The following is a 26221-nucleotide window of genomic DNA, read 5'->3' as shown; positions in this document are numbered from 1 at the left end:
TCATGCTGTCACGTCCCCTTTTCCGTTTTGTCCGTGACGATCGGCGCATCAACTTCATGCGCGGCCGTCACATGGGGCTGATCGTTTCGGCGGTCCTCTCCATTGCTTCCGTCATCCTGTTCTTCCAGCCCGGCCTGAAGCTCGGACTGGATTTCCGCGGTGGCATCATCGTCGAAGCCCAGACTCCTGGCCCTGCCGATTTCGGCAAGCTGCGCGCAGCTCTCGATCATGCCGGCATTCATCCGGATGCCGTGCAGGCGTTTGGATCGCCGCGGGATGTGCGTATCTCGATCAATGCTCCGGAAGGTGCGGATCGCGAGGCACAGACCCAGAAGCTGGTTGATGGCGTCAAGAGCGCCATTTCGGCTGCCGAACCCGGGACGCAGGTTCTTCGTGCCGACGCCGTAGGCGCCTCGGTTTCGTCCGAACTGTTCCGCGATGGTCTGCTGGCGCTTGGCTTCAGCCTTGCGATGATCCTGATCTATATCTGGGTCCGCTTCGAGCGCGAGTTCGCCATCAGTGCCGTGGTAACGCTCATTCTCGATCTGACCAAGACGGTCGGTTTTCTGGCCATTACGCGCTTCGAATTCGATCTTGTGATGGTCGCAGCCCTGCTCACGATCCTGGGCTACTCCACGAACGACAAGGTGGTGGTCTATGACCGGATCCGCGAGAACCTTCGCAAATACCGCACGATGCCGCTGCGGGAACTGCTGGATCTGTCCATCAACGAGACCCTGAACCGGACACTCGGCACGTCCATGACGGTCTTTCTGGCCGCTCTGCCGCTTGCCCTGTTCGGTGGCAGCACGCTGACCGGTTTTGCAACGGTCATGCTGTTCGGCATTGTAGTCGGAACGTCTTCCTCGATCTTCATTGCAGCGCCCCTGCTTCTCCTTATGGGTGAGAAGCGGTTGCGCAAGGAAACTGACGCAGGCTGATTACGTCTGCTCCAAGCACAAAAAAGCCGGCGTCCCTTAGGGGAGCCGGTTTTTTTTGTGTCTGTTCTGCCGGATTTCGTGGGAGCGGCGGTGTCTTCTGCGGAAGATCTGCCAGCAGGTTGGACAGCGCCTGATCGGCCTGCCGGTTGGCTGACGAGCTTTGCAGCTTCAGGGCGTTCACGGTGGCCTGCTGTGCGGCCTTGTCCAGAGTGACGAGCCGAACCAGTCCCTCGGGGCCAATCTGGCCGGTCATAACCGCACCCCGTGCCATGCCATGTGCAATCAGATAGGCATAAAGACGTGAGTTCAGCGATGGCGGCAGCCCTGTCATGACAGGGCGTGCCACACATCCGGCCAGAAGGCTCCCTGCTACCAGCAATGCGGCCGTAGAGCGCCAGACTGCGGCAGAGGAAGCCTTCAGGTTGTTCATCAGACGCTCTTTTTTGCCAGAAGATCGCGGATTTCCGTCAGCAGAACTTCTTCCTTGGTCGGAGCTGGCGGAGCTGCCGGTGTAGCTTCTTCCTTGCGGTGCAGCTTGCTGAGGATGCGCGTCAGCCAGAAAATGAAGAAGGCGACGATCAGGAACTGGATCACGGCATTCAGGAAGACGCCGATATTAACGGTGACAGCACCCGCCTTCTGGGCTTCGGCCAGAGTATCCTTGACCGGGCCTTTGAGGGTGATGAAGAGGTTCGAGAAATCGACACCTCCCGTCAGCAGGCCGATGAATGGTGTCAGGATATCCTTGACGGCACTGCTGACGATTGCGCTGAACGCAGCACCGATCACGACACCGACGGCAAGATCAAGCACGTTGCCGCGCATGATGAATTTCTGGAAATCGCCAACCCAGCCCGGGGTGTGAAGTGTATGTTTGGTTTCGCTCATATCAAACCTTTCTCGGTATCCGTGAAACCACGGTCGCAGGCCTGACATTCGAGCCTGCACTCATTTCAAGGGATAAACGGACTCATATGATCCAGTAAAGGCCACTTTCATCCGGGAGCGGTTTCCGTTATACGCGCCTGATGATTCGCTCCGGTCGGCATCGGAGCTTTCTTTATGGAGTAGAAATTCATGAAATCCGGCATCCATCCCGACTACCACGAGATCACCGTCATCATGACCGACGGGACTGAGTACAAGACGCATTCCTGCTACGGCGAACCGGGCGCAACGCTGCGTCTCGACGTTGATCCGAAGTCTCATCCCGCCTGGACTGGCGTCCAGCGCATGCTGGATACCGGAGGCCAGGTCGCAAAGTTCAACAAGCGCTTTGCTGGCATCGGTACGCGCACGAAGTAATTCGTCGCCCCTCCTCCCGTCTCCTCTTGAAGGCGGCCAGGTCGGAACCTATCTGGAAAACCAGTCGCGATGCCGTTCGGGTCGCGGCTGGTTTGACCATAGCATTTTGCCATACCGGGAAATGCGCCAGATGATTCCTGCCAGAAGGAGGTTTCAGTGACCTACGATTTTACCCCGCTGTTTCGCAGCGCGATTGGTTTTGACCGTCTTGCCAGAATGGCCGGCAATGTTGCCAACGCCCAGGCAATTCCAAGCTATCCCCCTTACAATATCGAAAAAACCGGCGAGACGAACTACGTCCTGACGATGGCTCTTGCGGGCTTCCGGCCAGAAGATGTGGAAGTTCTTCAGGAAGAAAACACGCTTGTCGTGCGCGGCAGCGTCCCCGAGAACAGCCGTGACCGGGACTGGCTCCATCGTGGCATCGCCACGCGGGCATTCGAGCGCCGTTTTGTTCTGGCCGACCATACGGAAATCGATCAGGCAGATCTGGTGAATGGACTGCTGTCCATTGCCGTTCGTCAGGTCGTGCCGGAAGCTGCCAGACCACGCCGTATTCCTGTCCGGACAGGATCGGAGAACATTGCACCGGCAGAAACTGTGCAGGCAGCCTGAACTTCAGAAAGGGAGCATCCTAAAAGCGCTCCCTTTCTTTTTGGTGCTTGACCACTGCGGCGTCGGTGGCCCATACCCGTCTGCATTATCGCAGAGCATCCAGCAGGTGCCGCGATCATATCCCGGGCGGGATTGGTTCCTCGCCGGATACGCCCGATCGGTGCCTGCGGAAGCCGGCTCCATCCGTGTCCCAGCAAGGAACGCACCGACATGACCCTGCCTTTGATGCCCAAGGCCACGGCCGTCTGGCTGATTGAGAAAACCGGTCTTACCTTTACCCAGATCGCAGAATTCTGCGGCATGCATCCGCTTGAAGTTCAGGCGATTGCAGATGGCGAAGTTGCTGCCGGGATCAACGGCTATGATCCGATCAAGAACCATCAGCTTGCAGAAGCCGAAATCAAGCGCTGCGAGGCAGATACCAACGCACGCCTGAAGATCATGCCGACGGCCAGCCCCGTGAAGCGTCGTGCCAAGGGTGCGCGCTATACCCCGGTTGCCAAGCGTAATGACCGCCCGGACGCCATTGCATTCGTCCTGCGTCAGTTCCCGCAGCTGTCCGAAGCCCAGATCGTCAAGCTGCTCGGTACGACCAAGGACACCATTACGAAGGTTCGTGACCGCCAGCACTGGAACAGCGCGAACATCAAGCCGCGCGATCCCGTGATTCTCGGCCTGTGTACCCAGACCGATCTGCATGCTGCTGTGACAGCCGCCAATGACCGTCTGGCTCGTGAAGGTCATGCACTTCCGGTTGTGGACGCCTATGTGCCAGACAGCGACAGTCATGCCTGATTGCGGCATCCGGACGGCCTTGTGAAGGGCTGGTCCGGATGAATGCCTGACGGGCACTGGTCCGCTGCCCGTCAGGCATGATACTGCAATGAAAAGAGTGGAAAGAATCAGTCTCTCCACAACGCCTGACCGTTCTCCGGGACCGGATGCCATGATGACTGACGACAATGCCATGCTGAAACGTCTGCACGAACTGCGCAGCGAGCATCGCGACCTTGATACCGTCATCGAGCGTCTCGTCCATCATCCCCTTAACCAGCTGCAGCTTCAGCGTCTCAAGAAGCGCAAGCTCCAGCTCAAAGATGAGATTTCGTGGATCGAGACCCGTCTCATCCCGGATAATATTGCCTGAATGAGCCAGATCCTCTCCGCCGACGAAACCCTTCAGGACGACATGCCGATCCGTGTTGGTGTGATCATGGGAAGCCAGTCCGACTGGGATACCATGCGGCACGCCTGTGATATCCTCGACGATCTTGGAATTGCCCATGAGAAGCGGATCGTCTCGGCTCACCGCACGCCTGACCGTCTGGTGGACTATGCAAAGACGGCCCGTCAGCGCGGCCTTCATGTCATTATCGCCGGTGCCGGTGGTGCGGCACATCTTCCGGGAATGTGTTCCGCCTGGACAAGCATTCCCGTTCTTGGCGTCCCCGTGCAGAGCCGTGCCTTGAACGGGCAGGACAGCCTGCTTTCGATCGTGCAGATGCCGGGCGGCGTGCCGGTCGGGACCCTGGCGATCGGCAAGGCCGGTGCGATCAATGCGGGGCTTCTGGCAGCATCAATTCTTTCGGTTTCGGATGGCGAGGTCATGGCGCGTCTGGATGCCTGGCGGGCGACGCAGACTGCGGCTGTTGCGGATGTTCCGGTCGAATGAAGACGCAGGTTTTTGCTCCCGGCAGCACGATCGGGATCATTGGCGGCGGACAACTCGGTCGCATGTCGGCTGTGGCAGCGTCGAAGCTTGGCTTTCATGTCCATTTATTGAGCACTGAAACGCCAAGCCCGGCCACGGAAGTTGCAGCGTCTGTAACTGTCGGAGCCTATGACGATCCGGCGGCGCTTGAGGATTTTGCCTCGCGCTGTGATGTTGTGACGTTCGAGTTCGAGAATATCAGTGCCGAGGGGCTGGCCCTGCTGGAGAAGCACCGGCCGGTGCGACCTGCGGGGGAAATCCTGCGGATCAGTCAGGACCGGATTACGGAAAAGACGCGCCTATTCGAGATTGGCGTCAATCTGGCTCCTTGGCGGGCGGTCAACGGGCCCGAGGATCTGGCAGGGCTTGAGACGCTTGGTTTTCCGCTCATTCTCAAGACGACCCGCTTTGGTTACGACGGAAAGGGGCAGTTCCGGGTGCCGGATGCCGAGGCCCTCGCAGCCCTGAAGGATCTTCCCTACCCGCTCGTTGCGGAGAAGATGATCGATTTCGAGCGTGAGCTCAGCGTGATGGTGGTCCGTGGTCTGGACGGGACCGTGCGGTGTTTCGATACGGTCGAGAACCGGCACCGCAACGGTATTCTGGACGTGACGCTGGCCCCGGCCCGCGTGATGCCGGATCTGGCTCTGCAGGCTCAGGATATGGCGGCCTGCATTGCTGAAGCGCTGGGTCTGGTCGGGATCATGGGGGTGGAGATGTTCCACGCTGCTGATGGCAGCCTCATGGTGAACGAGATCGCCCCTCGCCCGCATAATTCCGGGCACTGGACCATGGATGCGTGTCTGGTGGATCAGTTTGAGATGCATGTGCGGGCGGTGACAGGTCTGCCGCTGCCGCCTGCACGTCGGCACTCCGATGCGGTCATGCACAATCTGATTGGTCCCGAGGACATGGCGCGTGTTCCGGCCATTCTTGCAACGGATGGGGCATCACTGCATCTGTACGGCAAGGCGGAAGCGCGCCCGGGACGCAAGATGGGGCATGTGAACACCATTTTCCCGCACGGTGCCCTCCCGGGCGAACTGGCGCTCGAAGGACTTCTGCCGCCGCGCGGCTGAAGCCTCAGAGCAGGTTGCTACGACGAAAGCTGGTGTGTCGGCCATTGCCGATGATGAAGTGATCCGCGATCGTAACGCCGACCACTTCGAGCGCCGCCTGAACCTGCATGGTCATCTGAAGATCGGCTTCCGAGGGCGTAGGATCGCCGCTCGGGTGGTTATGGACCAGAACGAGTGCGGTGGCGCCAATTTCCACCGCGCGTCTTGCGACTTCCCGCGGATAGACGGGTGTGTGATTGACCGTGCCTCTGGCCTGAGCCTCGTCGGCGATCAGGCTATTCTTTTCGTTGAGAAACAGGATACGGAACTGCTCGATATTCTCCCGCGCCAGACGGGCCGTGAGGTAGTCGAGCAGTTTCTGTTCGTTGTCGAGGACATCTTCCGGTGGCAGACGCGCGCGGTTGTAGCGAAGTGCTGCTTCCTGAAGCACACGGATCATGGGGAGCATATGCATGCCCATATCCGAGATGCTTTCGAGTTCCCGGTCCGTAGCGGACAGGACGGCGGCCAGAGAGCCGAAACGCGCAAAGAGGTTGTGAGACAGCGCGACGCTGCCCGTTTCCCGTCCGGTAAACAGCACGGTCAGGAGGTGTAGCAGGGCTGTATCGTCCAGATGTCGCCCCCGTCCCGTCAGCAGGGCAAGCGGCGGCTCCATTTCTGGAAGAGTATCCGTCAGTGCCGTGATCTGTCGCAGATCGGCTGACGACAGGCCTATCATGCCGTCCGAAAATCCGGTTTTTTCAGTGCCCCTGTCGTCCATCTTACAGCAGCCCTTCCTGACGCAGGCTTGACGGGCGCCCGTCCCCTGCAATGAGTACGTCGTGAAGCGTGATGGACAGGGGACGCATCGCGAAGTCCAGTTGCCGGGCTGATTGTGACAGATCTGCAGAACGGTCTTTAGGACGAATGTGAAAACCGATCAGGGCCGTGGCGTGTAGTGCGAGGGCTCGGATGGCGATGGCGCGGTTGCGGTCCGCAAGAGTTTCAGCTTCGGGCGTGGCTTCATCTGCCAGCAGTCGGTTGCGGTTATCAAGATAGAGCAGCCGGAACTGTCCCGGGATGCCGCCTTCAAGCGCCTGATCAAGATAGGCCATGAGCTGTTCCCAGTTGCTCAGTGTCGGACGTTCGCGCTGTTCGGAAGAGGCCAGCCGTTCGGCTGCAACGCCGGGAAGGCGCAGGACCCTGATGGCGTCATCTTTCAGTCCTGCGGCGCGCAGGGCTTGTGTGGGGGCGCGGAAAACATCCACCAGACTACCGAAATGGCCGATCAGTCCCTTGGCAAGCGGTTTCGTGTCTTTGCGTGGAACACCTGCGAAGAGCAGCATTTCGAGGATTTCATAATCGGCGAGTGTGTTGGCGCCGTTGGCCAGCACGCGGGCGCGCATTCTGGCGCGGTGTCCCTGAGGTCCTGTGCCGCGCGTGAGATCGATCCGGGGATATGTGTTGGCCATGACGGTATCTCACTCTATATCGGGAGGGTGCCGCAAGACCTACCCTCCCCCACTCCCGAGTATCTCTCCCGCCTCAATCCGGAGCAGAGACGTGCCATCGAGACAACCGAAGGACCGCTCCTCATTCTCGCAGGTGCGGGAACGGGCAAGACGCGCGTCCTGACGACGCGGTTTGCCCATATCCTTCTGACAGGCCGCGCCTATCCGAGCCAGATTCTGGCCGTGACGTTCACGAACAAGGCTGCGCGAGAAATGCGCGAGCGTGTCAGTGCGATTCTGGGCGAGCCGGCCGAAGGACTGTGGCTGGGAACGTTCCATTCGATCTGCGCACGAATGCTGCGACGTCACGCGGAATATGTCGGGCTGACGAGTAGCTTCAATATTCTCGATACGGATGACCAGATCCGGCTGCTCAAGCAGGTCATGGAACCGTGGAAGATCGACACCAAACGCTGGCCGCCGAACCAGCTCATGGGGATCATCCAGCGCTGGAAGGATCGCGGGCTGACGCCTGACCGGGTAACGCCGGCCGAAGATTCCGATTTCGCGAATGGTCATGCGCTGGCGATTTACCGGGCGTATCAGGAGCGTCTTATTGCGCTCAATACATGCGATTTCGGCGATCTAATGCTGCACATGACGGAGATCCTGCGCAACCAGCCCAATGTGCTGGCGCAGTATCACCGGATTTTCCGCTATATTCTCGTGGACGAGTATCAGGACACGAATACGGTTCAGTATCTGTGGCTGCGTCTGCTGGCCAAGCGTGAGCATGGACCGTCCAACATTGCCTGTGTAGGTGATGACGATCAGTCCATCTATTCCTGGCGCGGGGCCGAAGTTGAAAACATCCTGCGTTTCGAGAAGGACTTTCCGGGAGCGGAAGTCGTGCGTCTGGAGCGGAATTACCGCTCGACGGCACAGATCCTCGCCGCTGCTGCCGGACTGATCGCTCATAACGAAGGACGGCTAGGCAAGACGCTGCGGCCCGGACGCGATGATGCGCAGGGCGAGAAGGTCCAGATCATCGGGGTACGCGATTCGGACGAAGAAGCGCGGATCGTAAGCGGCGCCATCGAGCGTCTGCGCGGTGACGGGCATCCGCTGTCGGAAATCGCCATCCTGATGCGCGCTGGCTTCCAGACGCGGCCGTTTGAAGAGCGGCTGATGATGATCGGCATCCCGTATCGCGTCGTGGGTGGACTGCGATTCTACGAGCGCTCCGAGATCCGGGACTGTCTCGCGTATCTGCGCGTGCTGTCACAGCCCGCGGACGATCTGGCGTTCGAGCGGATCATCAATGTTCCCAAACGTGGTGTGGGTGCCGTGGCGGTGCAGAAGCTGCATGCTCAGGCGCGTGCACTGCCCGGCCCGCTGACGGCGGCGGTGATGTGGCAACTTCAGGAAGGGCTGCTCAAGGGCAAGTCGAAGGACGCTCTGGACGGTCTGATGGCTGCGTTCCAGCGGGCCAAGGCAACGCTTGAGACTGAAGGCCATGTGGTGGCCGCCGAGCAGCTTCTCGAGGACAGTGGCTATCTTCAGATGTGGCGGGATGACCGCTCCGTCGAGGCGCCGGGGCGTCTGGACAATATCCGCGAGCTTCTGCGGGCTCTCGGGGAGTTCGGGACGCTTCAGGGCTTTCTGGAGCATGTCGCACTCGTCATGGATACCGAGAGCGAGACGTCCGATGACAAGGTCAGTCTCATGACGCTGCATGGCGCCAAGGGACTGGAGTTCGACACAGTATTCCTCCCGGGCTGGGAGGAAGGCGTGTTCCCATCCCAGCGTTCGCTTGACGAGGGCGGGAACCGGGCACTCGAGGAAGAGCGGCGGCTGGCCTATGTGGGGCTGACACGCGCGCGGCGTCGGGCGATCGTGCTACATGCGGCGAGTCGACGGATCTATGCAAACTGGCAGTCCTCGATGCCGAGCCGCTTTATCGAGGAAATCCCGTCCGAATATGTGCAACTGACAGGACAGGCGTTTGAGACACGCCGGCAGGCCGCAGCGGCGCCGTCCATGTTTGCGTCCGGACCGCTGACCAGTACGCGGCCACCGAGCTTTCGGGCGCCGCGCCCAAAAATTCATGATGTGAAGCCAGCGCCGACGGTCGCCATCGGGACCACGGTGTTTCATCACCGGTTTGGTGAGGGCACGGTAATCGGGGCCGATGGGCCGCAATTGCACATCAATTTTGAAAACGGTGGCGTCAAGCGCGTCATGTCAAACTTCGTGGAGATCAGATCGTGATGGCACCCCGCAGCATTGGCCGTCGCCATGCCAGTGCGCTCGAAACCCTGTCCATCACGGTGGAAGAGCCCTTTGTTCCCCTGTTCGAGCAGGCCCTGATGTGTGCCTGCGAGACTGTTGGTATTTTCGAGGCCGATGACGCGCAGAAATACTGGCGTGTGGAAGGCGTAAAGGACACGGGCTTCAAGGAAGACGAGCTCGAAAATGCTCTGACGGTGGCGCGGATGCTGACCGGCTGTGAGGCGGAGCTTGAACGTGTTCCGACAGAATCCGAGGGCTGGCTGGCTCGGACATACGAATCCTTCCCGCAGCAGAATGTCGGCAAGCGTTTTGCCATTCGCGGCACCCATCTGCATGGCGCGCCGGACCAGTCGCGTCTGACGATCACGCTGGATGCAGGAATTGCGTTCGGTTCGGGCGAGCATGGCTCCACGCGCGGGTGTCTGCGGGCGCTGGAAATGGTGGCGTATCGCAAGCCGCAGCGTATTCTGGATATGGGCTGCGGGTCCGGTATTCTGGCGATGGCTGCGGCGAAGCTGCTGCACCGTCCGGTTCTGGCCGTCGATATCGAGCCCTGGTCCGTGCGGACGGCCAAGCTCAACGCGCGGCTGAATGGTCAGGGCAATCTGCTGGACTGCCGTTTTGGCAATGGCTGGCAGACCGAGGCCGTGCGCGCCAAGGCGCCATATGATCTGGTCTTCGCCAACATTCTCGCACGCCCGCTATGCCGGATGGCGCAGTCCCTGGCGCTGAACCTTGCGCCGAACGGGACGGCCATTCTGGCTGGTCTGCTTTACAGTCAAGCGCGGATGGTGCTGGCAGCACATCAGCGTCAGGGTCTTGTGCTGGAGCGTATCCTGCGTGAAGGCGACTGGGCCACGTTGATCCTGCGCCGTCGCGGCTGATGGGTGTGCCGGGATCATTGCCGTTGATCCGGGACGCCGTACCTGATGATCTGCCGGCTATTCTGCGGATCACTAATGATGCCATCGAGAACACCGATGCGCTCTGGATCACGACGCCTTTTACGCTGGAGCAGCGGCGTCAGTGGTTCGAGGACAGGCTGGCGCAAGGCTATCCGGTGCTTGTTGCTGTCGATGCGGCTGGCGTGATTGCGGGATACGGTTCCTATGGGTCTTTCCGGGCCTACGAGGGATATGCGCGGACTGTCGAGCATTCGGTGTATGTGGCACCTAACTATCAGCGCCGGGGCATTGGCCGACTGCTTCTGCGCGCGCTGGTCGAGCGTGCAAAGGCGGCAGATTTTCATGTGATGGTGGCCGGGATTACGGCGGACAACGCGGCGTCCGTCGCCATGCATCGCGAACTTGGTTTCCGGAACTGTGGCACACCGCCTCAGGTTGGACGCAAGCATGGGCGATGGCTTGATCTGCTGTTCATGACGCTCTGCCTTGACGATATTCATACTGTGGAAAAGGACTTTTCATGACCCTGTCCTCCATCCCGCTCAACGAGCGCCCTGCCCTCGTCCGCAAAGCCTGCAAGACACTGGGCGCTGACGGTTTCATCATCCCGCGCGGTGACGAATATCTGGGCGAATATGTTGCCCCCTGTGCCGAGCGTCTGGCCTGGCTGACGGGTTTTACGGGAAGTGCAGGACTTGCGGCGATTCTGCCGGAAACAGCCGCCGTGTTCTCCGACGGGCGTTATACGGTGCAGATGGAAGAGCAGGTTCCCCATGACCTGTGGGAGCGTCGCCATGTCGCGCTGGAACCGCTTTCCGACTGGCTGGCGGAACACGCGAAGGGGCTGAAAATCGGCTATGATCCGCGTCTGGTCAGCCGGTCCATGCTGGCCTCGTGGCAGACGGCTGGCGTGGAGCTTGTCCCGCTGCCGCGCAATCCTATTGATCAGGCCTGGACGGATCGTCCTGCGGCTCCAGCCGGCCCGGTCGTGCCGCAGCCGCTTGAATTCTCGGGCGAAAGCAGTGCGGACAAGCGCCGGCGTCTGGGACAGGCGCTGCAGGCAGCCGGACAGGATGCGGCGGTGATTGCGGATTGCACGTCCCTTGCCTGGCTGCTGAATATCCGGGGGAGTGATGTGCCTCTTACGCCGGTGGCGCATGGTTATGCGATTCTGCATGCAAATGGCTCGGCAGAGTGGTTCGTTTCCTCGGATCGTCTGACAGATGGCGTGACGGAGGTCTGTGGTGATGGCGTCACGGTCCATGCTCCTTCGGAACTGGCAGCCCGTCTGACGGCGCTCAGGGGCCGGACAGTGCGTGTGGATCCGGTGACAACGGCTGTGTGGTTCGACACGACGCTTGCGGCGGCTGGTGCAACGGTCGTGGATGGAACCGATCCCTGCACGCTTCCAAAGGCCATCAAAAACGGGACCGAGCAGGAAGGTTCGCGGAAGGCTCATGCCCTTGATGGCGTGGCCATGGCCCGCTTCCTGTATTCACTAAAAGTCTCGGGAATCGGGCAGCACGAGACGGATCTTGTGACCCGGCTGGATGGTTTTCGTGCCCGTTCCGGCGATTATCGGGAACAGAGCTTTGATGCCATTTCTGCCGTTGGGCCAAATGGTGCTTTCCCGCATTACAGGGCGCAGGTGGGCAAGGATCGCGTTCTGGAAACGGGCAGCGTCTACCTGATCGACAGTGGCGGACAGTATCCGTTTGGCACGACTGACATCACGCGGACGCTCTGGGTGGGGGATCAGGAGCCGCCGGCTCATATCCGCGAGGCGTTCACGCGGGTTCTGAAGGGTAATATCGCCCTCTCCCGCATCCGCTTCCCGCCCGGCACGACCGGTCATCGTCTGGACGTGCTCGCGCGTGCGGCGTTGTGGCAGGTCGGCATGGACTACGATCATGGCACTGGACATGGGATCGGGAGCTATCTGTCGGTCCATGAAGGTCCGCAGAATATCTCGCCTGCTCCCCGTCCGGTTGCGCTTGAAGCTGGCATGATTGTTTCCAACGAACCTGGCTATTATGAGCCCGGACAGTATGGAATCCGGATCGAGAACCTGATGCTGGTGCGGCCGTCTTCTTTCAAGGGAAGCAAGGGGACGTTCCTTGAGTTCGAGATCCTCAGCTATACGCCGATCGACCATCGCCTCATCGACGTCTCGCTGCTCAATGATGCCGAGCTGAACTGGCTGAATGCATATCACGCCGAGGTTCAGGCGCGGGTCTCACCGCAGGTCGAGCCAGAGCTTGCAAACTGGCTGGTGGAAGTCTGCAAACCGCTCGTGCGATAAAGTTGCACGCATAACCTAATTTTTACCTTTCCCGATCATATACAGGACGATGATCGGGAAAGTTCTCTTCTCTGCTGCTGTCACGACGCTTTCGGGCATGCCTACGGCGTTCGCCTATGATGCGTCTTCGGTCTGTCGTGTGGCGGCACAGGCTGCGGAGCAGCAGGCCGGGATTCCGGCGCGTCTGCTTGACGCCATCAGCCGTGTGGAAAGTGGGCGCCGCGATCCCAATGGATCGGCGAATGTCGCTTGGCCCTGGACTGTCAATGCGGCTGGGAAAGGCTATTTTTACGAAAGCAAGGACGAAGCCATTGCGGCCGTGCGGGATTTTCAGGCGCGCGGAATCGTTTCGATTGATGTGGGTTGCATGCAGATCAACCTTCATCATCACCCGGACGCCTTCTTCTCGCTGGACGATGCCTTTGATCCGTTCAGCAATGCCCGTTATGGCGCCCGTTTCCTGTCCGGACTGCACAATCAGCTTCAGGGCTGGCCTGCTGCGACGGCGGCCTATCATTCCCTGACCCCTGCTCTGGGCGCCGAATATGCCCGGCATGTGCTGGCGATCTGGAACGGTCAGCCGGACAGCTACCGGCCGCCAGACTTTCTGCCGCAGGTCGTGATGACGGCAAACGGTCTGCAGGCCATGCTTCCAGAATCCAGACCGCCTTCCTATTTTGCTGCTGGCAGACAGTCCGGATTTTCTCCGCCCTCTGCGCCGCGTACGGGCAATCTACCATCCGTTCACATGGTGTCTTACGCACCGCCGCCTCGCATCATCCATCACCCGATCAGTGCAGCAGGTGGGGGTATGCCGCAGCAGATGGGTCGTAGTCTGGCGTCCTATCGGGCTATGCCGGTCCGGCTGGCCTGGCGTCAGCGCTAATCAGTATCCGGACCAGCCACTTCCCGCTCCGGCATAAGCTCCGCGAGGAGACGCATGATGCCGAGAAATGGGCGCGCTGCCGTCATTGGATGTTCGGGCGCATGCGGCAATTCCAAGAAGCAGGGCCAGAGCCACTATCCGAAAATTCATATCAAACCTGCCTTTACACTTTGAAACCGGCGCTTGCGGCAACCCGTACCATTCTGGTTCGTTTTCGAGCTTCATGACCGGAGAAATATCATGAAGTTCCTGTTCTGCCTGATCCTGGGCGCCATGACCGCCCGCGTGTGGTTTCGCGTTCTGGCCAATACCTATTCACGCCCTTCGCTTATTGGAAGCCGCAGTGCGTGAGTGCCTAACATCAAGTCAGAACAGGTCTGACCTGTCAGGGCTGGAGGCGTCGAGCCAGCCCTGGAGCATGTAGGCTGCGGCCATCTTGTCCACAACTTCGGCGCGACGTCCTCGCGTCATGTCGGCATCCTTGATCAGGAAACGGTTGACGGCGCTTGATGACAAACGCTCGTCCCACAGACCTGCGGGAATCCCGAGCTTTTCCGACAGGGCCTGTGTCCAGTCCGATGCGGCGCGTGCCGCCGGCCCAAAAGATCCATCCAGAGACAAAGGTAATCCGACGACCAGAGCGCCGATATCCTGTGCGCGGACGATCTTGGCCAGTTCCTGCGCATTTTCGCCCAGTTTCCGGCGTTTGAGGCCGATCAGGGGGGATGCCAGCATGAGCGAGACATCCGTCAGGGCGACGCCGATGGTCTTCGATCCGGGGTCGAGACCGAGGACGCGCTGACCGGACTGAAGAAGATTACGGAGATCATGTGGATTGAACAGGGGCATAGCACGGCGTTATGATCCCCCTGACGGCTGAAAAGCCACCATAAAATTTCCTCTTGTTCAGGAATATTCATGTCGCTCGACGCGAAAACGGTTACGCGCATCGCCAGACTGGCGAGGATTGGTCTCCAGCCCGGAGAGGTTGAAACTCTCGGGAAGGACATGGGCTCCATCATTGATTGGGTGGAGCAGCTCAAGGAAGTGGACGTCACGGGCGTCGACCCCATGATCGGCACGGGTCTCGCAAAGCCCCGCCTGCGCGAAGACCGCGTTACGGATGGCAACTGCCGTGACAAGGTTCTTTCCAACGCTCCCGAGCGGGAAGGCCCGTTCTATACAGTTCCGAAGGTGGTCGAATAATGTCCGGCATTCACGATTTTACGCTGGCTTCGGCCCGGGACGCGCTCAAGGCGCGCAAAATTTCTGCAGTCGAACTGACGAACGCCCATATTGACGCGATCGAGCGTCTGGACGGACAGCTCAATAGCTTCATTACCCGCACACCCGATCAGGCTCGCAAGGCTGCCAAGGCTTCCGACGAGGCTCTGGCGAAGGGTGAAGGCGGCAGCCTTTGCGGTATTCCGCTTGGCATCAAGGATCTGTTCTGCACGAATGGTGTCCGCACCACAGCTGCCAGCAAGATCCTCGGCAATTTCGTGCCACCTTACGAAAGCACGGTAACGGCCAATCTGCTCAAGGATGGCGCGGTCTTTCTGGGTAAGCTGAACCTTGACGAATTCGCCATGGGGTCTGCGAACCTGACTTCTGCGTTCGGGCCGGTGGAAAATCCCTGGAAGCGCAAAGACTCTGACGCGAAGCTGGTTCCGGGTGGCTCTTCTGGCGGTTCCGCGGCTGCTGTAGCGGCCGGGCTTGTTCTGGGTGCCACGGGTACGGATACGGGTGGCTCCATCCGTCAGCCGGCGGCCTTCACGGGTATTGCCGGGATCAAGCCGACTTATGGTCGCTGCTCACGTTTTGGAACGATCGCCTTCGCAAGCTCGCTGGATCAGGCCGGTCCAATGGCGCGTAATCTTCAGGACTGCGCCATTCTGCTTGAGTCGATGGCAGGGTTCGATCCGCGCGATTCAACGAGCGTTGATACCCCTGTTCCGCATTATGAAGCGGCGCTCAAGCGCGGTGTGAAGGGTCTGCGCGTTGGTATTCCCAAGGAATATCACGTTGAAGGCATGCCGGCTGAGATCGAGGCACTCTGGCAGCAGGGCATGACCTGGCTGCGCGATGCTGGTGCGGAAATCGTCGAGGTTTCTCTGCCGCATACGAAGTACGGTTTGCCGACCTATTATATTGCGGCTCTGGCCGAGGCGTCGTCCAACCTTGCCCGTTACGATGGTGTCCGGTTCGGTGAGCGCGTCAGTGCCCCGACGCTGGATGGTCTGTATGAAGCCAGTCGTGCCGCCGGCTTCGGGGACGAGGTTAAGCGCCGCATCCTGATCGGGACGCATGTGCTGTCGTCGGGCTATTACGACGCCTATTACCTGCGCGCGCAGAAGGTTCGGACGCTGATTCAGCAGGACTTCCTCAAGGCGTTTGAGAATGTCGATGTGCTTCTGACGCCGACGGCTCCTTCCAGTGCTTTTGCGCAGGACGAAAAGCCGAGCGATCCGGTGCAGATGTATCTCAATGACGTCTTCACGGTTCCTGCCAGTATGGCGGGTGTCCCTGCCCTGTCCGTCCCGGCTGGTCTGGATGCGCGTGGCGTGCCGCTTGGCTTGCAGCTTATCGGTAAGTTCTTCGATGAAGAGACGCTGATTGCGGCTGGTCATGCCATTGAGCAGGCTGCGGCATTCCATCACAGACCCACCATTCATGCAGGAGTGTCGGCATGAGCTATCGTATCACCGGCAGCACCGGCGAATGGGAAATCGTTGTCGGTCTTGAAGTGCATGCCCAGGTCGTCAGTGAGGCCAAGCTTTTCTCCGGCGCTTCAGCGGAATATGGCGGCGAGCCGAATACGCATGTCAGTCTCGTCGATGCTGGTTTTCCAGGCATGCTTCCGGTTCTGAACCGGGAATGCGTGGCGCAGGCCGTCCGGACAGGTCTGGGGCTTGAAGCCGAGATCAATCTGTTCAGCCGCTTCGATCGCAAGAACTACTTCTATGCCGATCTGCCCACCGGATATCAGATCAGCCAGTTCGCCCATCCGATCATCGGCAAGGGCAAGGTTCTGGTTGATCTGGCAGATGGCAGCACGCGCGAAATCGGTGTGACGCGTCTGCATCTGGAACAGGATGCGGGTAAGTCGATCCATGATCAGGATCCGACGCGCTCCTTCATTGATTTGAACCGAGCCGGTGTTGCTCTGATGGAAATCGTCAGTGAACCGGATATCCGTTCGCCTGAGGAAGCTGGTGCCTATCTGCGCAAGCTGCGCCAGATCCTGCGTTATATCGGCACCTGCGATGGCAACATGGAAGAAGGTTCCATGCGTGCCGATGTGAACGTGTCGGTCCGCAAGCCGGGTGAGACCGAGTATCGCACGCGTTGCGAGATCAAGAACGTCAACTCCATCCGTTTCGTGATGATGGCGATCGAGGTCGAGGCACAGCGTCAGATCGAGGTCTGGGAAGCTGGTGGAACCGTCGATCAGGAAACGCGCCTGTTCGACCATGTGCGTGGCGAAACCCGCTCCCTGCGGAGCAAGGAAGATGCGCATGACTATCGCTACTTCCCCGATCCGGACCTGCTGCCGCTGGTGATCGAGCAGGCTTGGGTTGATGAACTCAAGGCGGCTCTGCCGGAACTGCCGGAAGCCAAGCGCGCCCGTCTGGAGCAGGAATACGGCGTCAGCCGTTATGAGTCTTCCGTGCTTTGCGTGGAACAGGCGATCGCGGATTTCTATGAGACTGTGGCGCGTGGTGCGGATGCCCGTCTGGCAGCCAACTGGATGCTGGGAGACTTTTTCGCAGCGCTGAACCGCACGGGGCGTTCGATCGAGAACAGCCCGGTCAGTGCGGAAGGTCTGCGGGAACTGCTGGGTCTGATTTCCAATTCCACGATCAATGGCAAGATCGCCAAGGAAGTTCTCGAAGATATGGTCGAGACGGGTGATTCCGCCTCTGCCATCGTCGAGCGCAAGGGCCTGCGTCAGGTGACTGATACGGGAGCGATTGAAAGCGCCATCCGTGAAATCCTGGCCGCAAACAGCGATAAGGTCGAGGAATACAAGGGCGGCAAGGACAAGCTTTTCGGCTTCTTTGTCGGTCAGACGATGAAGGCCATGAAGGGCAAAGGTAACCCTGCCCTCGTCAACGAAACCCTGAAGAAACTTCTTTCAGAGTAAGACAAAAAAAATGTTCTTGGGGGTTTGACCACAGCGCGGTTACCCCCTAAGAACACTCCTGCATACGCCGTGCGAACCGCGTAAAAGAGCGGAGGGGTGGCCGAGAGGCTGAAGGCGGCGGATTGCTAATCCGTTATACGATGCAAGTCGTATCGTGGGTTCGAATCCCATCCCCTCCGCCAGCGCGATCCAAGAAAATCTAAATTTCCTATTTGAAATCGAAGATCTTTGTTTCAAGGCGCTCAACCTGCGTTCTGAAACAGACGCATCCGAGACTTCATTGTCGTTTGCATTCATGGGGTAATTTTGTTGGCCTTTGGTAATGCCGTTGCCTGCTTCTGCTGATAATGCTACCGAGCAGCGCCGCGGCTTGCAAAAGGATAGATAAGTGAAGCGCCAGTATTTTCCACTTATTGATCTGTTACGTGCTTTTGCTGCGCTTAGCGTTGTCGTTTATCACGTTATTAATCATTTTAACTGGAATGATTTCCCGACCAGTGGACCATTGTGCTGGTTCCGGATTGGATGGATGGGGGTCGACCTTTTCTTTGTGATTTCCGGTTTTGTCATTGCTCTGACAACAATGCGGACATATGATAGAAGTCCAAGCTATTCCCAGTTCTGCAAAACGTTCCTGACCCATCGCTTCGCCCGTATCATTCCACTTTATTACCTGACCTGCTTTTTATCCATAACTGGTTTATTACAGACCAAGGTGCGATCAATGGTGTGAACTGGTCGTTGGGCGCTGAGATGCAGTTTTATCTTCTGATGATGCTGGTCGCGCCTTGGCTTGCAAAAGTACCCTGTTGGCTGATCGCGCTTTTGACGGTTGCGATTTCCTGGTGCTGGCGCGCTGTGGTTTTTCATTTTGCTACGGCACATGGTGCGCCAGACGTCTATCATGAATTTGTTTATGCGACGCAGATGCCGGCCATGTTGGATGAATTCGGCTTTGGTATTCTTGCTGCCCGTTTCGTGACGAGTGATCTGGGTGGGCGCATCATGGACAACAGGTTTTTCTCCAGCCTCTTCTTGCCCGCAGTCGCAGTCGGGTTAGTTCTGCTCGCAAAATTTGTGTTCTGGCGGCAGGCAGATTACTGGCAGTCTGCTCCGATGGTTATTTGTTTCCGTACCCTGCTGGCTACGGCATGTGTCGCTGTCATTCTGCTGGTCTGCAGCATTGGTCGGAGTGACGCATTTTGCAAGTTTATGCGCCCGCTTACCTATATTGGCACGATTTCATACGGGATTTACCTTTGGCATCTTTCAGTCATTCTGCCGCTGCATAATCTTGACTGGATGACGGGTCCACGGTGTGTCTGGATCGTGCTGATAGCGTCCATGATTCTTGCCGCTCTCTCATGGCACTTTTTCGAGCGCCCAATTTATCAGCGTTTCGCGCGAAAGCCTGCACCTGACAAGCCAGCTGTATCTTCTAAAGGGTAATGTCCCGCTGGTATGGACCTGTAGGGCGAAGGCTTTAATGCAGGCAATCTTACGACTTATACAGTCCGTAAGGCTTTTGTCCCTAACGCCAAGCGTGTAGAGGCTATGCCCCATGTCAGGACATTCCATCCCAGTTTATCTGGCGGGGGATCTGGTTTTCCGTCCGGAAGCCCTCTCCCTTTTCGTGCGGCTGAAGTCGATCTGTGCAGAATACGGTCTTGAGGGCGTGGCGCCTTTTGATGGCCAGGCCGAGGCGCGTCTTCTCCCTCCGGGCCGGGAAACCATCCTTGCTTTCGTGCGCGCTGATCGGGATCTGATGGATCAGTGTGCGGCCGGATTGTTCTGTATTGATCCATTTCGTCGTTCGCCTGAAATGGATCCGGGAACGGCGGTTGAGATCGGTTACATGATGGGGCTGGGCAAGCCAATGGAAGCCTATACCGTTGATGGCCGGCTTTATTCCGAAAAGGTTGAGGCGTACTGGCGCGAGGCCTGGCATGAAACTTTGCAGGAACGGCCGGAGAGTGACGCACCGTCTTCAGGCAGTCTGGAAGATCCGGACAAAATGCTGGTTCATTCCGAGGGGCTGCTTCAGAATGGCATGGTTGAAGGCTTTGTCGGCATGACTGGCGGCAGCGTCTCCATTGACCCGGATTTTTTCCAGGCCTTTCGGAGAGCTGCCGAGCGTCTTTCGGGACGACTTCGCAAAAAAAACTGACGTTTCTGGCGTCAGTTTTTTGCGTAAAGGCCCTGCCGACAGCGGGGGGCCAAGCCACAGACATTGCAGACAACGGTCATTGAGGGATCGTCGTTGAATGCACAGGATGCCGGACGTTCCATGGCATAGCCCTGTGGCGGGGGCTCAGTCTGGAATGCAGTAACGATCCGCGTCATCCAGCTCTGGAGTTGTTGTGGAAGTTCGTCATCGTGATGAGACCAGCGCAGGATATCATCGGTTGTACGCCCAATCTGTTGCGCAAGCTGGTCGGGAGACCATTGGGTCACTTGCAGAAAATCAGTCAACGTCACGCCAGGCACGTTACAGCCTTCCGAAAGTGTAAAACAGAAGTCTCCTCTAACGAGCTTCTGTTTTATCGTCAATAAATCATTAAAGTGACGTTGATAAAATAAAGTAACAATGTTTTCAAATGGCAAACATTGCGACATGGAGCTTTGATGTATTTCAGACAGTAACAACTGTATTGTTTGTATGATGCTTAGTCTTGGGCAGTAGTAGATTTAGAAACAGCTTTGCGTTTCAAAAAGCGGCGCAAGCCGTTTTTTCCAATTTTTTCGAGGATCGGAGTACTGAGCCGCAGAAGCCAGGGCATCATCAGGCAGGCATGTCCAAAAATCCCGTCTATTTTTGGTAGGAAAACCTCACGCCCCGCCCCTTTACTGATCTGGACGATCGTTCTGGCAACATTACGGGCAGACAGGGGCTGACTTACGAAATTCAGGACAGATCCACCATCCTGTGTCTCCTGCTGCAGCATCTGTGTGTCGACCGCTGCAAGAAAGATGGAGGAAATCCGTAGTATTCCGGGCTTGAACTCCAGTGCGAGCGATCGGGCAAAGCCTCTGAGGCCGAACTTTGTGGCACTGTAAACCGCACTTCCCTGCAGCGGCATAACGCCGGCAATGGAATTGACGAAAATAATATGACCGTTGGAAGATAGCGCAGAGAGCAACTGACTGGTCATGAGAATGGGCGACGTCAGATTGATTGTCATCTGTGCGTCGAGACTAAAAGACGTGATGTCCTTGGTCAGCTCAGGCTGGATTTTCCCGGCACAGTGAATCAGAAGCCCTATAGGTTTGTTTCGACGCAGGATTTCGGCGCTGATCGACTGAAGACTTTCAGGCTTTGCCAGATCACAGAAAACAGCTTCAAAGCGCCCGTTGCTTCCGGAAAACTGTTCCCTTGCTCTCTCAGGCTGGCGTGTCAGAAGGATGACCTCCCATCCCTGCTCCAGAAGAAGGGCGGCAATTTCACATCCAATGCCACCTGTTCCACCTGTCATGACGGCGAGTGACGATGACATTGCGCTCTTTTTGGCGGAAAAAAGACTCATGTATTACGCAGACCGGTCTGAACTGATGGCATCGTGAAGTGCATGGTCGACTTTCTCAAGAGAATGGCTGCATCTTCATAACGCCACCGCTTTGTATATCCTATGTTTTTGATCTCCATATCCGAAAGTATCAGTGCCACGTCATTACGGCTGACCGGGTTCAGGAGTGTTCCCCGATCAGATTATGTCTATCCCGTGGATCATTTACGACATTGGGAATGGTGGCTGGCCATTGGAGGCAGTAACTCCACCATCTACCGGCATGATAAGACCTGTAATGTAGGCGGCGTCATCACTGGCAAGGAAGGTGATGGCCGCAGCCATGTCATCAGGTTCTCCCAAACGCTGTAGTGGGACGCGTGCCTGAACGCTGGTAACGAACTCCTTGTTCTCAAGTGCATCAGCAGTCATGGCTGAACGCGTGACCGAGGGGCAGATCGCATTGACGCGGACCCCATCCTTGCCGTGATCCATGGCCATGGCCCGGGTCAGGTTTACGACACCACCCTTAGCGACGTCATAATAGGCCGTATTCCAGTCTCCTCTCATCCCTGAGACAGATGCTGTGTTGACGATATTCCCTTTGGTCTCAATCAGCAGAGGCAGGAAAGTGCGACTGACATTAAGTGGGCCGGTCAGCGTCGTGGCGCAGACAGTGCCCCATGTTGCCAGATCACAGTCCAGCACTGTGCCCATGGCAGTCACGCCAGCATTGTTAACAAGGATATCCAACGTCCCGAACTGCGTTTTAACAAAAGCATACAGGGCCTGGACCTGCTCAGGAGATGAGATGTCCGTCAGGGACGCAAAAGCCTGCTGTGAGTCCAATGTCTTCATGACGTCGTCGAGTTTTTGTTTGTCCCGATCAACGAGGATGACCTCCGCGCCCTCTGCCAGAAAACGAAGCGCAGTTGCACGTCCGATTCCGGAAGCAGCGCCTGTTACCAGAACTTTTCGACCCTTAAATCGTGATAAACCCTGAAGAGGCATGAATAGGATTCCTTTATGTCTAGAGACATAAAGTCCAATTCAAAAGAATGGTTGCTGACAGAAATCTAGGGGATGAATTTCACTCAAAAAATTTTGATTTATTTTTCCAGAATAATTCACTTCTAAATTTTAGACTCACCATGCGGCAATGACATTTTCATAAAAATTTTAGGATATTTGAGTGTGATCATGAATCACACTCAAATATTTCTTATAAATCTTTGATATATTTAGCCATGAGGGCGAAAAACGACCTTGGTGCAGCGGTCGGTCTTGTCCCGGAATTTTTCATACAGCGCTGGCCCGTCCTCCAGATTGGAAGACCGATGGCTGATGACAAAGGACGGATCAATTTCCCCTTTCTGGATACGTTCCAGCAAAGGCTTGAGATATTTCTGTGTGTTTGTCTGGCCTGTCCGCAAAGTCAGACCCTTGTTCATGAGAATACCGATCATGACTGGCCCGAGGGCTCCGGCATACACGCCTGGCATGGAAAGAATTCCGCCCGGGCGGCATCCGAGAATAGCCTGATTGAGGGCGAATGGCCTTTCCAGCGTCGTGGCGGAGAGCAGTGCTGACCCGACTTTCTGCATCATGGTATCTGCGCCATGTGCTTCCATACCGACAGCTTCGATGACAGCATCAGGTCCGAGACCGTCTGTCATTTCGACAAGAGCTTCCTGAATGTTCTGGGTCCGAAAATCTATGGTTTCGGCACCTGCAGCCCGTGCCATGGCCAGCCTCTCCGGAACCTCGTCGATGGCAATGACGCGCTTTGCACCAAGAAGAAAGCACGAACGTATTGCCATTTGCCCAACCGGCCCACATCCCCAGACTGCAATGGTCTTTTCGGCTTCCGGAGTGATCTCGCAGTTTTCTGCGGCCTGATAACCAGTGGGAAAAATATCGGACAGGAAAAGGACCTGCTCGTCTTCAAGGCCTTCGGGGACAATGATGGGCCCGACATCCGCGTAGGGAACACGCAGATATTCAGCCTGGCCGCCTGAAAAGCCGCCAGTGATATGTGAATATCCGAACAGGCCGGCAAGAGGATAGCCGAATGTTTCGGCCTGCTGACGCCCGTTAGGATTTGTGCGCTCGCAACAACTCCAGTTGCCCCATTTGCATTGTCTGCATTCACCGCAGGAAATCGTGAACGGAACGACGATACGGTCGCCGACCGAGAGGCGTTTATTGTCTTTTCCAACCTCGACGACCTCTCCCATTGTTTCATGCCCGAGAATGTCTCCACATTTCATGGTCGGCATGAGACCGTCCATCAGGTGCAGGTCAGAGCCACAGATGGCGCAGGCCGTTACCTTGATGATGACGTCACGGCCCTCGATAATTTCGGGGTCAGGAACGCTTTCACAGGTAATCTTGCCCTTTTTCTGCCAGGTCAAAGCTTTCATGAGAGGTCGTCCTGTTCTTGAGAGATACAGGAGAGACGCCCGGTAAGGTTGATAGTTTGGAGGGTTCCTCCCAACAAAACTTGATGCAGGTCTCGGAGTTGTGAGTGAACGATTTCTCCAATGTTACGAATGCTTCTCCTCTCAATTACAGATTTCGATCCAGTATTCCGACGTATCTTCCCGCAAATGTCATCGGAGACGTCATGCAACTCCCCTGCCTTGCGCGGTCTATCCCTTCAGCCGAGGGAGAAGTGTCATGACAAATCGTTGGATTATTTTGCTCGTAGCCGTGGCGATTGCGGCAACTCTGATGATGATGCTGTTGGTGAGGCGCCCGGACCCTGTTACTCCTGCGACAAATCATACGGAGCATGCAGCACCGCAGGCGATGCTCTGGACGAATGACCGCAATAAACGGGTCTGAAACGGCATATTGAGGTTTCAACAAAAACCCGGCCTGTGCCGGGTTTTCTGTATCACCGCGTCAGATTGGGCGGCTCCTGCATGGGAGGAGGGTTTTCTCCGGGCGGCGGATAGGGATTGGGCAACTCGCTAGCATGGATCACGGTCATGGTCGGCTCCCATCGAGGTTGTGAAATATTGTAAAGACCAGCCCTCATCCGGGTTCCCGAGAAAAGATATCGGGTTGAGCCATATGTTGCGCTGCGTCGCTGCGTAGTCGCCCGAAAATGAGCCCAAGGTCAGGCGCCTGATCGATGCAGCCGCTCCTCACCTGAAGCCGCTGCTGACGTTCCTGGTCGGAACAGGCGTCAGGATGTCCGAAGCGTTGGACCTTGAATGGAAGGACGTGGATCTCCGTGGGAAACAGGCAGTCGTCTGGCAGAAGCAAGGAAATGAACGCAGACTGGATCTTGTGCCGGTAGTGATGGAAGCGCTCGAAGCCCTGCCCCACCGCCACGGCCATGTTTTCCGGCCAGTCCAGATCCGTAGGCGATTCAAAGGTGCCGATCCGGAAAGGATCACTGGCGACCGCTACCATAACAACGGCCGAACTAGCGGCGGTCAGATCAAATCAGGCTGGGCGGCCGCATGTCGCAAAGCCAAGCTGCCGGCAAATTCCGTGTCTGGATCCCCAAAGGCGAAACCACAGAACGCCGCGTATTCGTCCCAGACATCACGCCACACGATCTCCGCCATACTTGGGCCACCTGGCACTACTGCCTACACAAAGACCTCCTCCGCCTGAAAGACGAAGGAGATTGGAGCACGATCAATATAGTGGCGCGGTATACGAAGAAGGTGTATCTAAATAAAAAGGCAATATAATATTATTGAATAAGCAAGTTAGTATAAGATTATTTACTATTTTTCTTTGATTTTCCTGCCATAGAAGATACTCTGATCGAGAAAACTTCAGTTAATATATTATCAATATCATTTATATTATTGGTAGATACTATTCCACCAAAATCTTCCCCAAAATCAAAAGTATATTTGGCTTCTTTATCTTCGTAAAAATCAAATAATCTTCCTGCGCGCTCTTTTTTAAAGAAAACAACAAATTTTCCCTTATAGTCCCTATAATCAATACCATCTATCGAATCATATAGCTCGTCCGATTTGCATAAATATGCAAGCCTGCGTTTTGTATGCTCGTATACGGATAGCTCTAATTCAGTTGTGATGATGCCATTGTCCAGTTTTGCTTCAGGTTCTATCTTTTGGTTATCGAGAAGCGGTATGGGCTTCTCGACTTCTTTTTCTTTAGATGGAAGATCAAGTCTTTTAAGTATACGGTTATTAATAAATTCACCAAATGCGCTTTGGGTTAAAGAGATATATTCAGTCATTGCCTTAGCTCTGACATGGCTCATTCCAATGTTTTGCAATAGCAATCTTACGAAAGGCTCGCTTGGTGTAGTAGATAGCTCTTCTATTTGTTGAACCAGATTCTGGAAAACTAATTTTCTTTTTGCTTCTGCTCCGATATTTTCGGGATCAAAGCTATCTTTATGAAGGCTATTCAGTCCCCCTATGACAGAATCTTCGATTTTCCCTTTGGAAATTTCGTTTAAATCGAAAGTCAGAAATGCGTTTGCATCCATCATATTGGGTTCATCTGAATCAGCATAGAATTCGTAAACGAGGCCGTCAGTGATTACTCCCATCTTAACCGTGGGAGCAGCATTGAAATAAGACCGAAGTTGTCCGCGATCATCTTTTAAGGCCGCTCCTCGCGTCTTGCATTCAATTGCTATAACTGGATTTCCAGACTTCATTATTGCAAAATCGACGCGATTTTTATACTTATCAGAAAAATCTGCATTATGTTCAGGACACACTTCGTCAGGGTTCATGATATCGTAACCCAAAAAGCTTAGTAGTGGCAGAACAAGAAACATTTTTGTTCCTTCTTCATTCGTGCATCTAGGAGCTATTCCGACCATACGGCTAGCAAATGACTTAAATTTCTGCCGGAAATCGTCTGACATGATTAATTCCATAAAAGTTATATGTTTATTTTAGGAACGGTAGCACAGTCAGAATTTTCGACAATTCGATATTGTTATTCTTTGTCACTAATCGCAAAAAAGCTGTTCATTAGGAGAGTTTCATTTCCAATACGAGAAACCCTTTTATATTGGGTATAGATTCGGGATGTGTCCGGAATTTGACCTCTTTTTCCTGAGGGAAGTCGATCCGAAATGGGCAAAAATCCTC

At 56.4% G+C, this 26221-nt stretch carries 28 protein-coding genes, 1 tRNA gene and 2 pseudogenes; 21 read left to right on the top strand and 10 right to left on the bottom strand.

Annotated elements, in window-relative coordinates:
* Nucleotides 1-2: 2 nt before the first annotated feature.
* A complete protein-coding gene (secF, locus tag GRO01_RS06000; RefSeq protein ID WP_062510360.1) occupies nucleotides 3-941 on the top strand; it encodes a protein translocase subunit SecF in 939 nt (312 codons plus the stop codon).
* On the opposite strand, the gene GRO01_RS05995 is transcribed toward secF, so the two are convergent.
* Together GRO01_RS05995 and mscL are read right to left on the bottom strand one after the other, a co-directional pair.
* Nucleotides 898-1371: a hypothetical protein gene (locus GRO01_RS05995; RefSeq protein WP_231490375.1), complete on the bottom strand. Its 474-nt coding sequence runs from the start codon at nucleotides 1369-1371 to the stop codon at nucleotides 898-900. The genes secF and GRO01_RS05995 overlap by 44 nt on opposite strands.
* Nucleotides 1371-1829: a large-conductance mechanosensitive channel protein MscL gene (mscL, locus tag GRO01_RS05990; RefSeq protein ID WP_062510362.1), complete on the bottom strand. Its 459-nt coding sequence runs from the start codon at nucleotides 1827-1829 to the stop codon at nucleotides 1371-1373. The genes GRO01_RS05995 and mscL overlap by 1 nt, the downstream gene beginning before the upstream one ends.
* A 189-nt stretch (nucleotides 1830-2018) precedes the next feature.
* On the opposite strand from mscL, the gene rpmE reads away from it, so the two are divergent.
* The 6 genes from rpmE (at nucleotide 2019) to GRO01_RS05960 (ending at nucleotide 5651) form a co-directional block, all read left to right on the top strand.
* Nucleotides 2019-2246, top strand: a complete 228-nt coding sequence (gene rpmE, locus GRO01_RS05985) for a 50S ribosomal protein L31 (protein ID WP_062510364.1) — start codon at nucleotides 2019-2021, stop codon at nucleotides 2244-2246.
* Nucleotides 2247-2402: 156 nt separating this feature from the next.
* Entirely contained in the window at nucleotides 2403-2861 is a 459-nt protein-coding gene (locus GRO01_RS05980; RefSeq protein WP_231490378.1) for an Hsp20 family protein, read from the top strand.
* Nucleotides 2862-3071: 210 nt separating this feature from the next.
* Nucleotides 3072-3656 carry a DUF1013 domain-containing protein gene (locus GRO01_RS05975; RefSeq protein WP_062510366.1) on the top strand — a complete coding sequence of 195 codons (585 nt, stop codon included), beginning with the start codon at nucleotides 3072-3074 and terminating at the stop codon, nucleotides 3654-3656.
* Nucleotides 3657-3807: 151 nt separating this feature from the next.
* Nucleotides 3808-4008, top strand: coding sequence for a YdcH family protein (locus GRO01_RS05970; protein ID WP_011253895.1), 201 nt, complete (start codon nucleotides 3808-3810; stop codon nucleotides 4006-4008).
* Nucleotides 4009-4533, top strand: a complete 525-nt coding sequence (gene purE / locus GRO01_RS05965) for a 5-(carboxyamino)imidazole ribonucleotide mutase (RefSeq protein ID WP_083541392.1) — start codon at nucleotides 4009-4011, stop codon at nucleotides 4531-4533.
* Nucleotides 4530-5651: a 5-(carboxyamino)imidazole ribonucleotide synthase gene (locus tag GRO01_RS05960; RefSeq protein ID WP_141306877.1), complete on the top strand. Its 1122-nt coding sequence runs from the start codon at nucleotides 4530-4532 to the stop codon at nucleotides 5649-5651. The genes purE and GRO01_RS05960 overlap by 4 nt, the downstream gene beginning before the upstream one ends.
* 4 nt (nucleotides 5652-5655) lie before the next feature.
* Here the strand turns inward: GRO01_RS05960 and radC are convergent, their stop codons facing one another.
* Together radC and GRO01_RS05950 are read right to left on the bottom strand one after the other, a co-directional pair.
* Nucleotides 5656-6411 (bottom strand): RadC family protein, encoded by a 756-nt coding sequence (gene radC / locus GRO01_RS05955; protein ID WP_062510370.1) that lies wholly within the window; start codon nucleotides 6409-6411, stop codon nucleotides 5656-5658.
* 1 nt (nucleotide 6412) lies between these two features.
* Nucleotides 6413-7102 (bottom strand): JAB domain-containing protein, encoded by a 690-nt coding sequence (locus GRO01_RS05950; RefSeq protein ID WP_062510372.1) that lies wholly within the window; start codon nucleotides 7100-7102, stop codon nucleotides 6413-6415.
* Between the two features lie 27 nt (nucleotides 7103-7129).
* Here GRO01_RS05950 and GRO01_RS05945 point away from each other — a divergent pair, with 27 nt between their 5' ends.
* The 5 genes from GRO01_RS05945 to GRO01_RS05925 are packed head-to-tail and all read left to right on the top strand — an operon-like array spanning nucleotide 7130 to nucleotide 13466.
* Complete coding sequence (locus GRO01_RS05945; protein WP_062510374.1) at nucleotides 7130-9352, top strand: ATP-dependent helicase; 2223 nt, start codon at nucleotides 7130-7132, stop codon at nucleotides 9350-9352.
* Nucleotides 9352-10257 carry a 50S ribosomal protein L11 methyltransferase gene (locus tag GRO01_RS05940; RefSeq protein ID WP_062510376.1) on the top strand — a complete coding sequence of 302 codons (906 nt, stop codon included), beginning with the start codon at nucleotides 9352-9354 and terminating at the stop codon, nucleotides 10255-10257. The genes GRO01_RS05945 and GRO01_RS05940 overlap by 1 nt, the downstream gene beginning before the upstream one ends.
* Before the next feature lie 23 nt (nucleotides 10258-10280).
* Complete coding sequence (locus GRO01_RS05935; protein WP_371857380.1) at nucleotides 10281-10802, top strand: GNAT family N-acetyltransferase; 522 nt, start codon at nucleotides 10281-10283, stop codon at nucleotides 10800-10802.
* Entirely contained in the window at nucleotides 10799-12580 is a 1782-nt protein-coding gene (locus GRO01_RS05930) for an aminopeptidase P family protein (RefSeq protein ID WP_062510380.1), read from the top strand. Before GRO01_RS05935 ends, GRO01_RS05930 begins: the two co-directional genes overlap by 4 nt.
* Nucleotides 12581-12629: 49 nt before the next feature.
* Complete coding sequence (locus GRO01_RS05925) at nucleotides 12630-13466, top strand: transglycosylase SLT domain-containing protein (RefSeq protein WP_062510382.1); 837 nt, start codon at nucleotides 12630-12632, stop codon at nucleotides 13464-13466.
* Nucleotides 13467-13832: 366 nt separating this feature from the next.
* Here the strand turns inward: GRO01_RS05925 and ruvX are convergent, their stop codons facing one another.
* Nucleotides 13833-14315 (bottom strand): Holliday junction resolvase RuvX, encoded by a 483-nt coding sequence (gene ruvX / locus GRO01_RS05920; RefSeq protein ID WP_062510384.1) that lies wholly within the window; start codon nucleotides 14313-14315, stop codon nucleotides 13833-13835.
* 69 nt (nucleotides 14316-14384) lie between these two features.
* Between ruvX and gatC the strand changes: the two genes are divergently transcribed.
* From gatC to GRO01_RS05885, 6 genes and pseudogenes are all read left to right on the top strand, one after another.
* On the top strand, nucleotides 14385-14672 hold the full coding sequence (gene gatC, locus GRO01_RS05915; protein ID WP_062510386.1) for an Asp-tRNA(Asn)/Glu-tRNA(Gln) amidotransferase subunit GatC: 288 nt from the start codon (nucleotides 14385-14387) through the stop codon (nucleotides 14670-14672).
* Nucleotides 14672-16159: an Asp-tRNA(Asn)/Glu-tRNA(Gln) amidotransferase subunit GatA gene (gene gatA / locus GRO01_RS05910; RefSeq protein ID WP_062510388.1), complete on the top strand. Its 1488-nt coding sequence runs from the start codon at nucleotides 14672-14674 to the stop codon at nucleotides 16157-16159. The genes gatC and gatA overlap by 1 nt, the downstream gene beginning before the upstream one ends.
* Nucleotides 16156-17613 (top strand): Asp-tRNA(Asn)/Glu-tRNA(Gln) amidotransferase subunit GatB, encoded by a 1458-nt coding sequence (gatB, locus tag GRO01_RS05905; protein WP_062510390.1) that lies wholly within the window; start codon nucleotides 16156-16158, stop codon nucleotides 17611-17613. The genes gatA and gatB overlap by 4 nt, the downstream gene beginning before the upstream one ends.
* A 90-nt stretch (nucleotides 17614-17703) precedes the next feature.
* Nucleotides 17704-17795, top strand: a tRNA-Ser gene (locus GRO01_RS05900).
* A 206-nt stretch (nucleotides 17796-18001) separates the two neighbouring features.
* Nucleotides 18002-19062: pseudogene (locus GRO01_RS05890) on the top strand (acyltransferase family protein).
* A gap of 112 nt (nucleotides 19063-19174) precedes the next feature.
* Nucleotides 19175-19780 carry a nucleoside 2-deoxyribosyltransferase gene (locus GRO01_RS05885; protein ID WP_062510395.1) on the top strand — a complete coding sequence of 202 codons (606 nt, stop codon included), beginning with the start codon at nucleotides 19175-19177 and terminating at the stop codon, nucleotides 19778-19780.
* Between the two features lie 11 nt (nucleotides 19781-19791).
* Here GRO01_RS05885 and GRO01_RS05880 read toward each other — a convergent pair whose 3' ends face one another.
* From GRO01_RS05880 to GRO01_RS05865, 4 genes are all read right to left on the bottom strand, one after another.
* On the bottom strand, nucleotides 19792-20229 hold the full coding sequence (locus GRO01_RS05880) for a hypothetical protein (protein ID WP_231490380.1): 438 nt from the start codon (nucleotides 20227-20229) through the stop codon (nucleotides 19792-19794).
* 50 nt (nucleotides 20230-20279) lie between these two features.
* On the bottom strand, nucleotides 20280-21086 hold the full coding sequence (locus GRO01_RS05875; protein WP_231490391.1) for an SDR family NAD(P)-dependent oxidoreductase: 807 nt from the start codon (nucleotides 21084-21086) through the stop codon (nucleotides 20280-20282).
* Between the two features lie 255 nt (nucleotides 21087-21341).
* The gene (locus GRO01_RS05870; protein ID WP_062510398.1) at nucleotides 21342-22127 is read right to left on the bottom strand and encodes a meso-2,3-butanediol dehydrogenase; all 786 of its coding nucleotides are present in this window, start codon (nucleotides 22125-22127) and stop codon (nucleotides 21342-21344) included.
* Between the two features lie 230 nt (nucleotides 22128-22357).
* Nucleotides 22358-23539 carry a zinc-dependent alcohol dehydrogenase gene (locus GRO01_RS05865; RefSeq protein WP_062510400.1) on the bottom strand — a complete coding sequence of 394 codons (1182 nt, stop codon included), beginning with the start codon at nucleotides 23537-23539 and terminating at the stop codon, nucleotides 22358-22360.
* A gap of 256 nt (nucleotides 23540-23795) precedes the next feature.
* Between GRO01_RS05865 and GRO01_RS13300 the strand changes: the two genes are divergently transcribed.
* From GRO01_RS13300 to GRO01_RS13725, 3 genes and pseudogenes are all read left to right on the top strand, one after another.
* Nucleotides 23796-23963 carry a hypothetical protein gene (locus GRO01_RS13300; RefSeq protein WP_156053216.1) on the top strand — a complete coding sequence of 56 codons (168 nt, stop codon included), beginning with the start codon at nucleotides 23796-23798 and terminating at the stop codon, nucleotides 23961-23963.
* A 285-nt stretch (nucleotides 23964-24248) separates the two neighbouring features.
* Nucleotides 24249-24392: pseudogene (locus GRO01_RS13730) on the top strand (tyrosine-type recombinase/integrase); the annotation flags it as partial.
* Nucleotides 24393-24628: 236 nt separating this feature from the next.
* Nucleotides 24629-24826 (top strand): tyrosine-type recombinase/integrase, encoded by a 198-nt coding sequence (locus GRO01_RS13725; protein WP_264787539.1) that lies wholly within the window; start codon nucleotides 24629-24631, stop codon nucleotides 24824-24826.
* Nucleotides 24827-24855: 29 nt separating this feature from the next.
* Here GRO01_RS13725 and GRO01_RS05850 read toward each other — a convergent pair whose 3' ends face one another.
* Nucleotides 24856-25992 carry a type I restriction endonuclease gene (locus tag GRO01_RS05850; RefSeq protein WP_167494577.1) on the bottom strand — a complete coding sequence of 379 codons (1137 nt, stop codon included), beginning with the start codon at nucleotides 25990-25992 and terminating at the stop codon, nucleotides 24856-24858.
* Nucleotides 25993-26221: the final 229 nt, after the last annotated feature.

Origin of the sequence: Gluconobacter roseus NBRC 3990, from assembly GCF_006538885.1 — a bacterium.
In the GTDB taxonomy this organism is placed as follows: domain Bacteria; phylum Pseudomonadota; class Alphaproteobacteria; order Acetobacterales; family Acetobacteraceae; genus Gluconobacter; species Gluconobacter roseus.
Note: the sequence above shows the minus strand (reverse complement) of the source record. Positions and strands in the feature narration are given on the sequence as shown.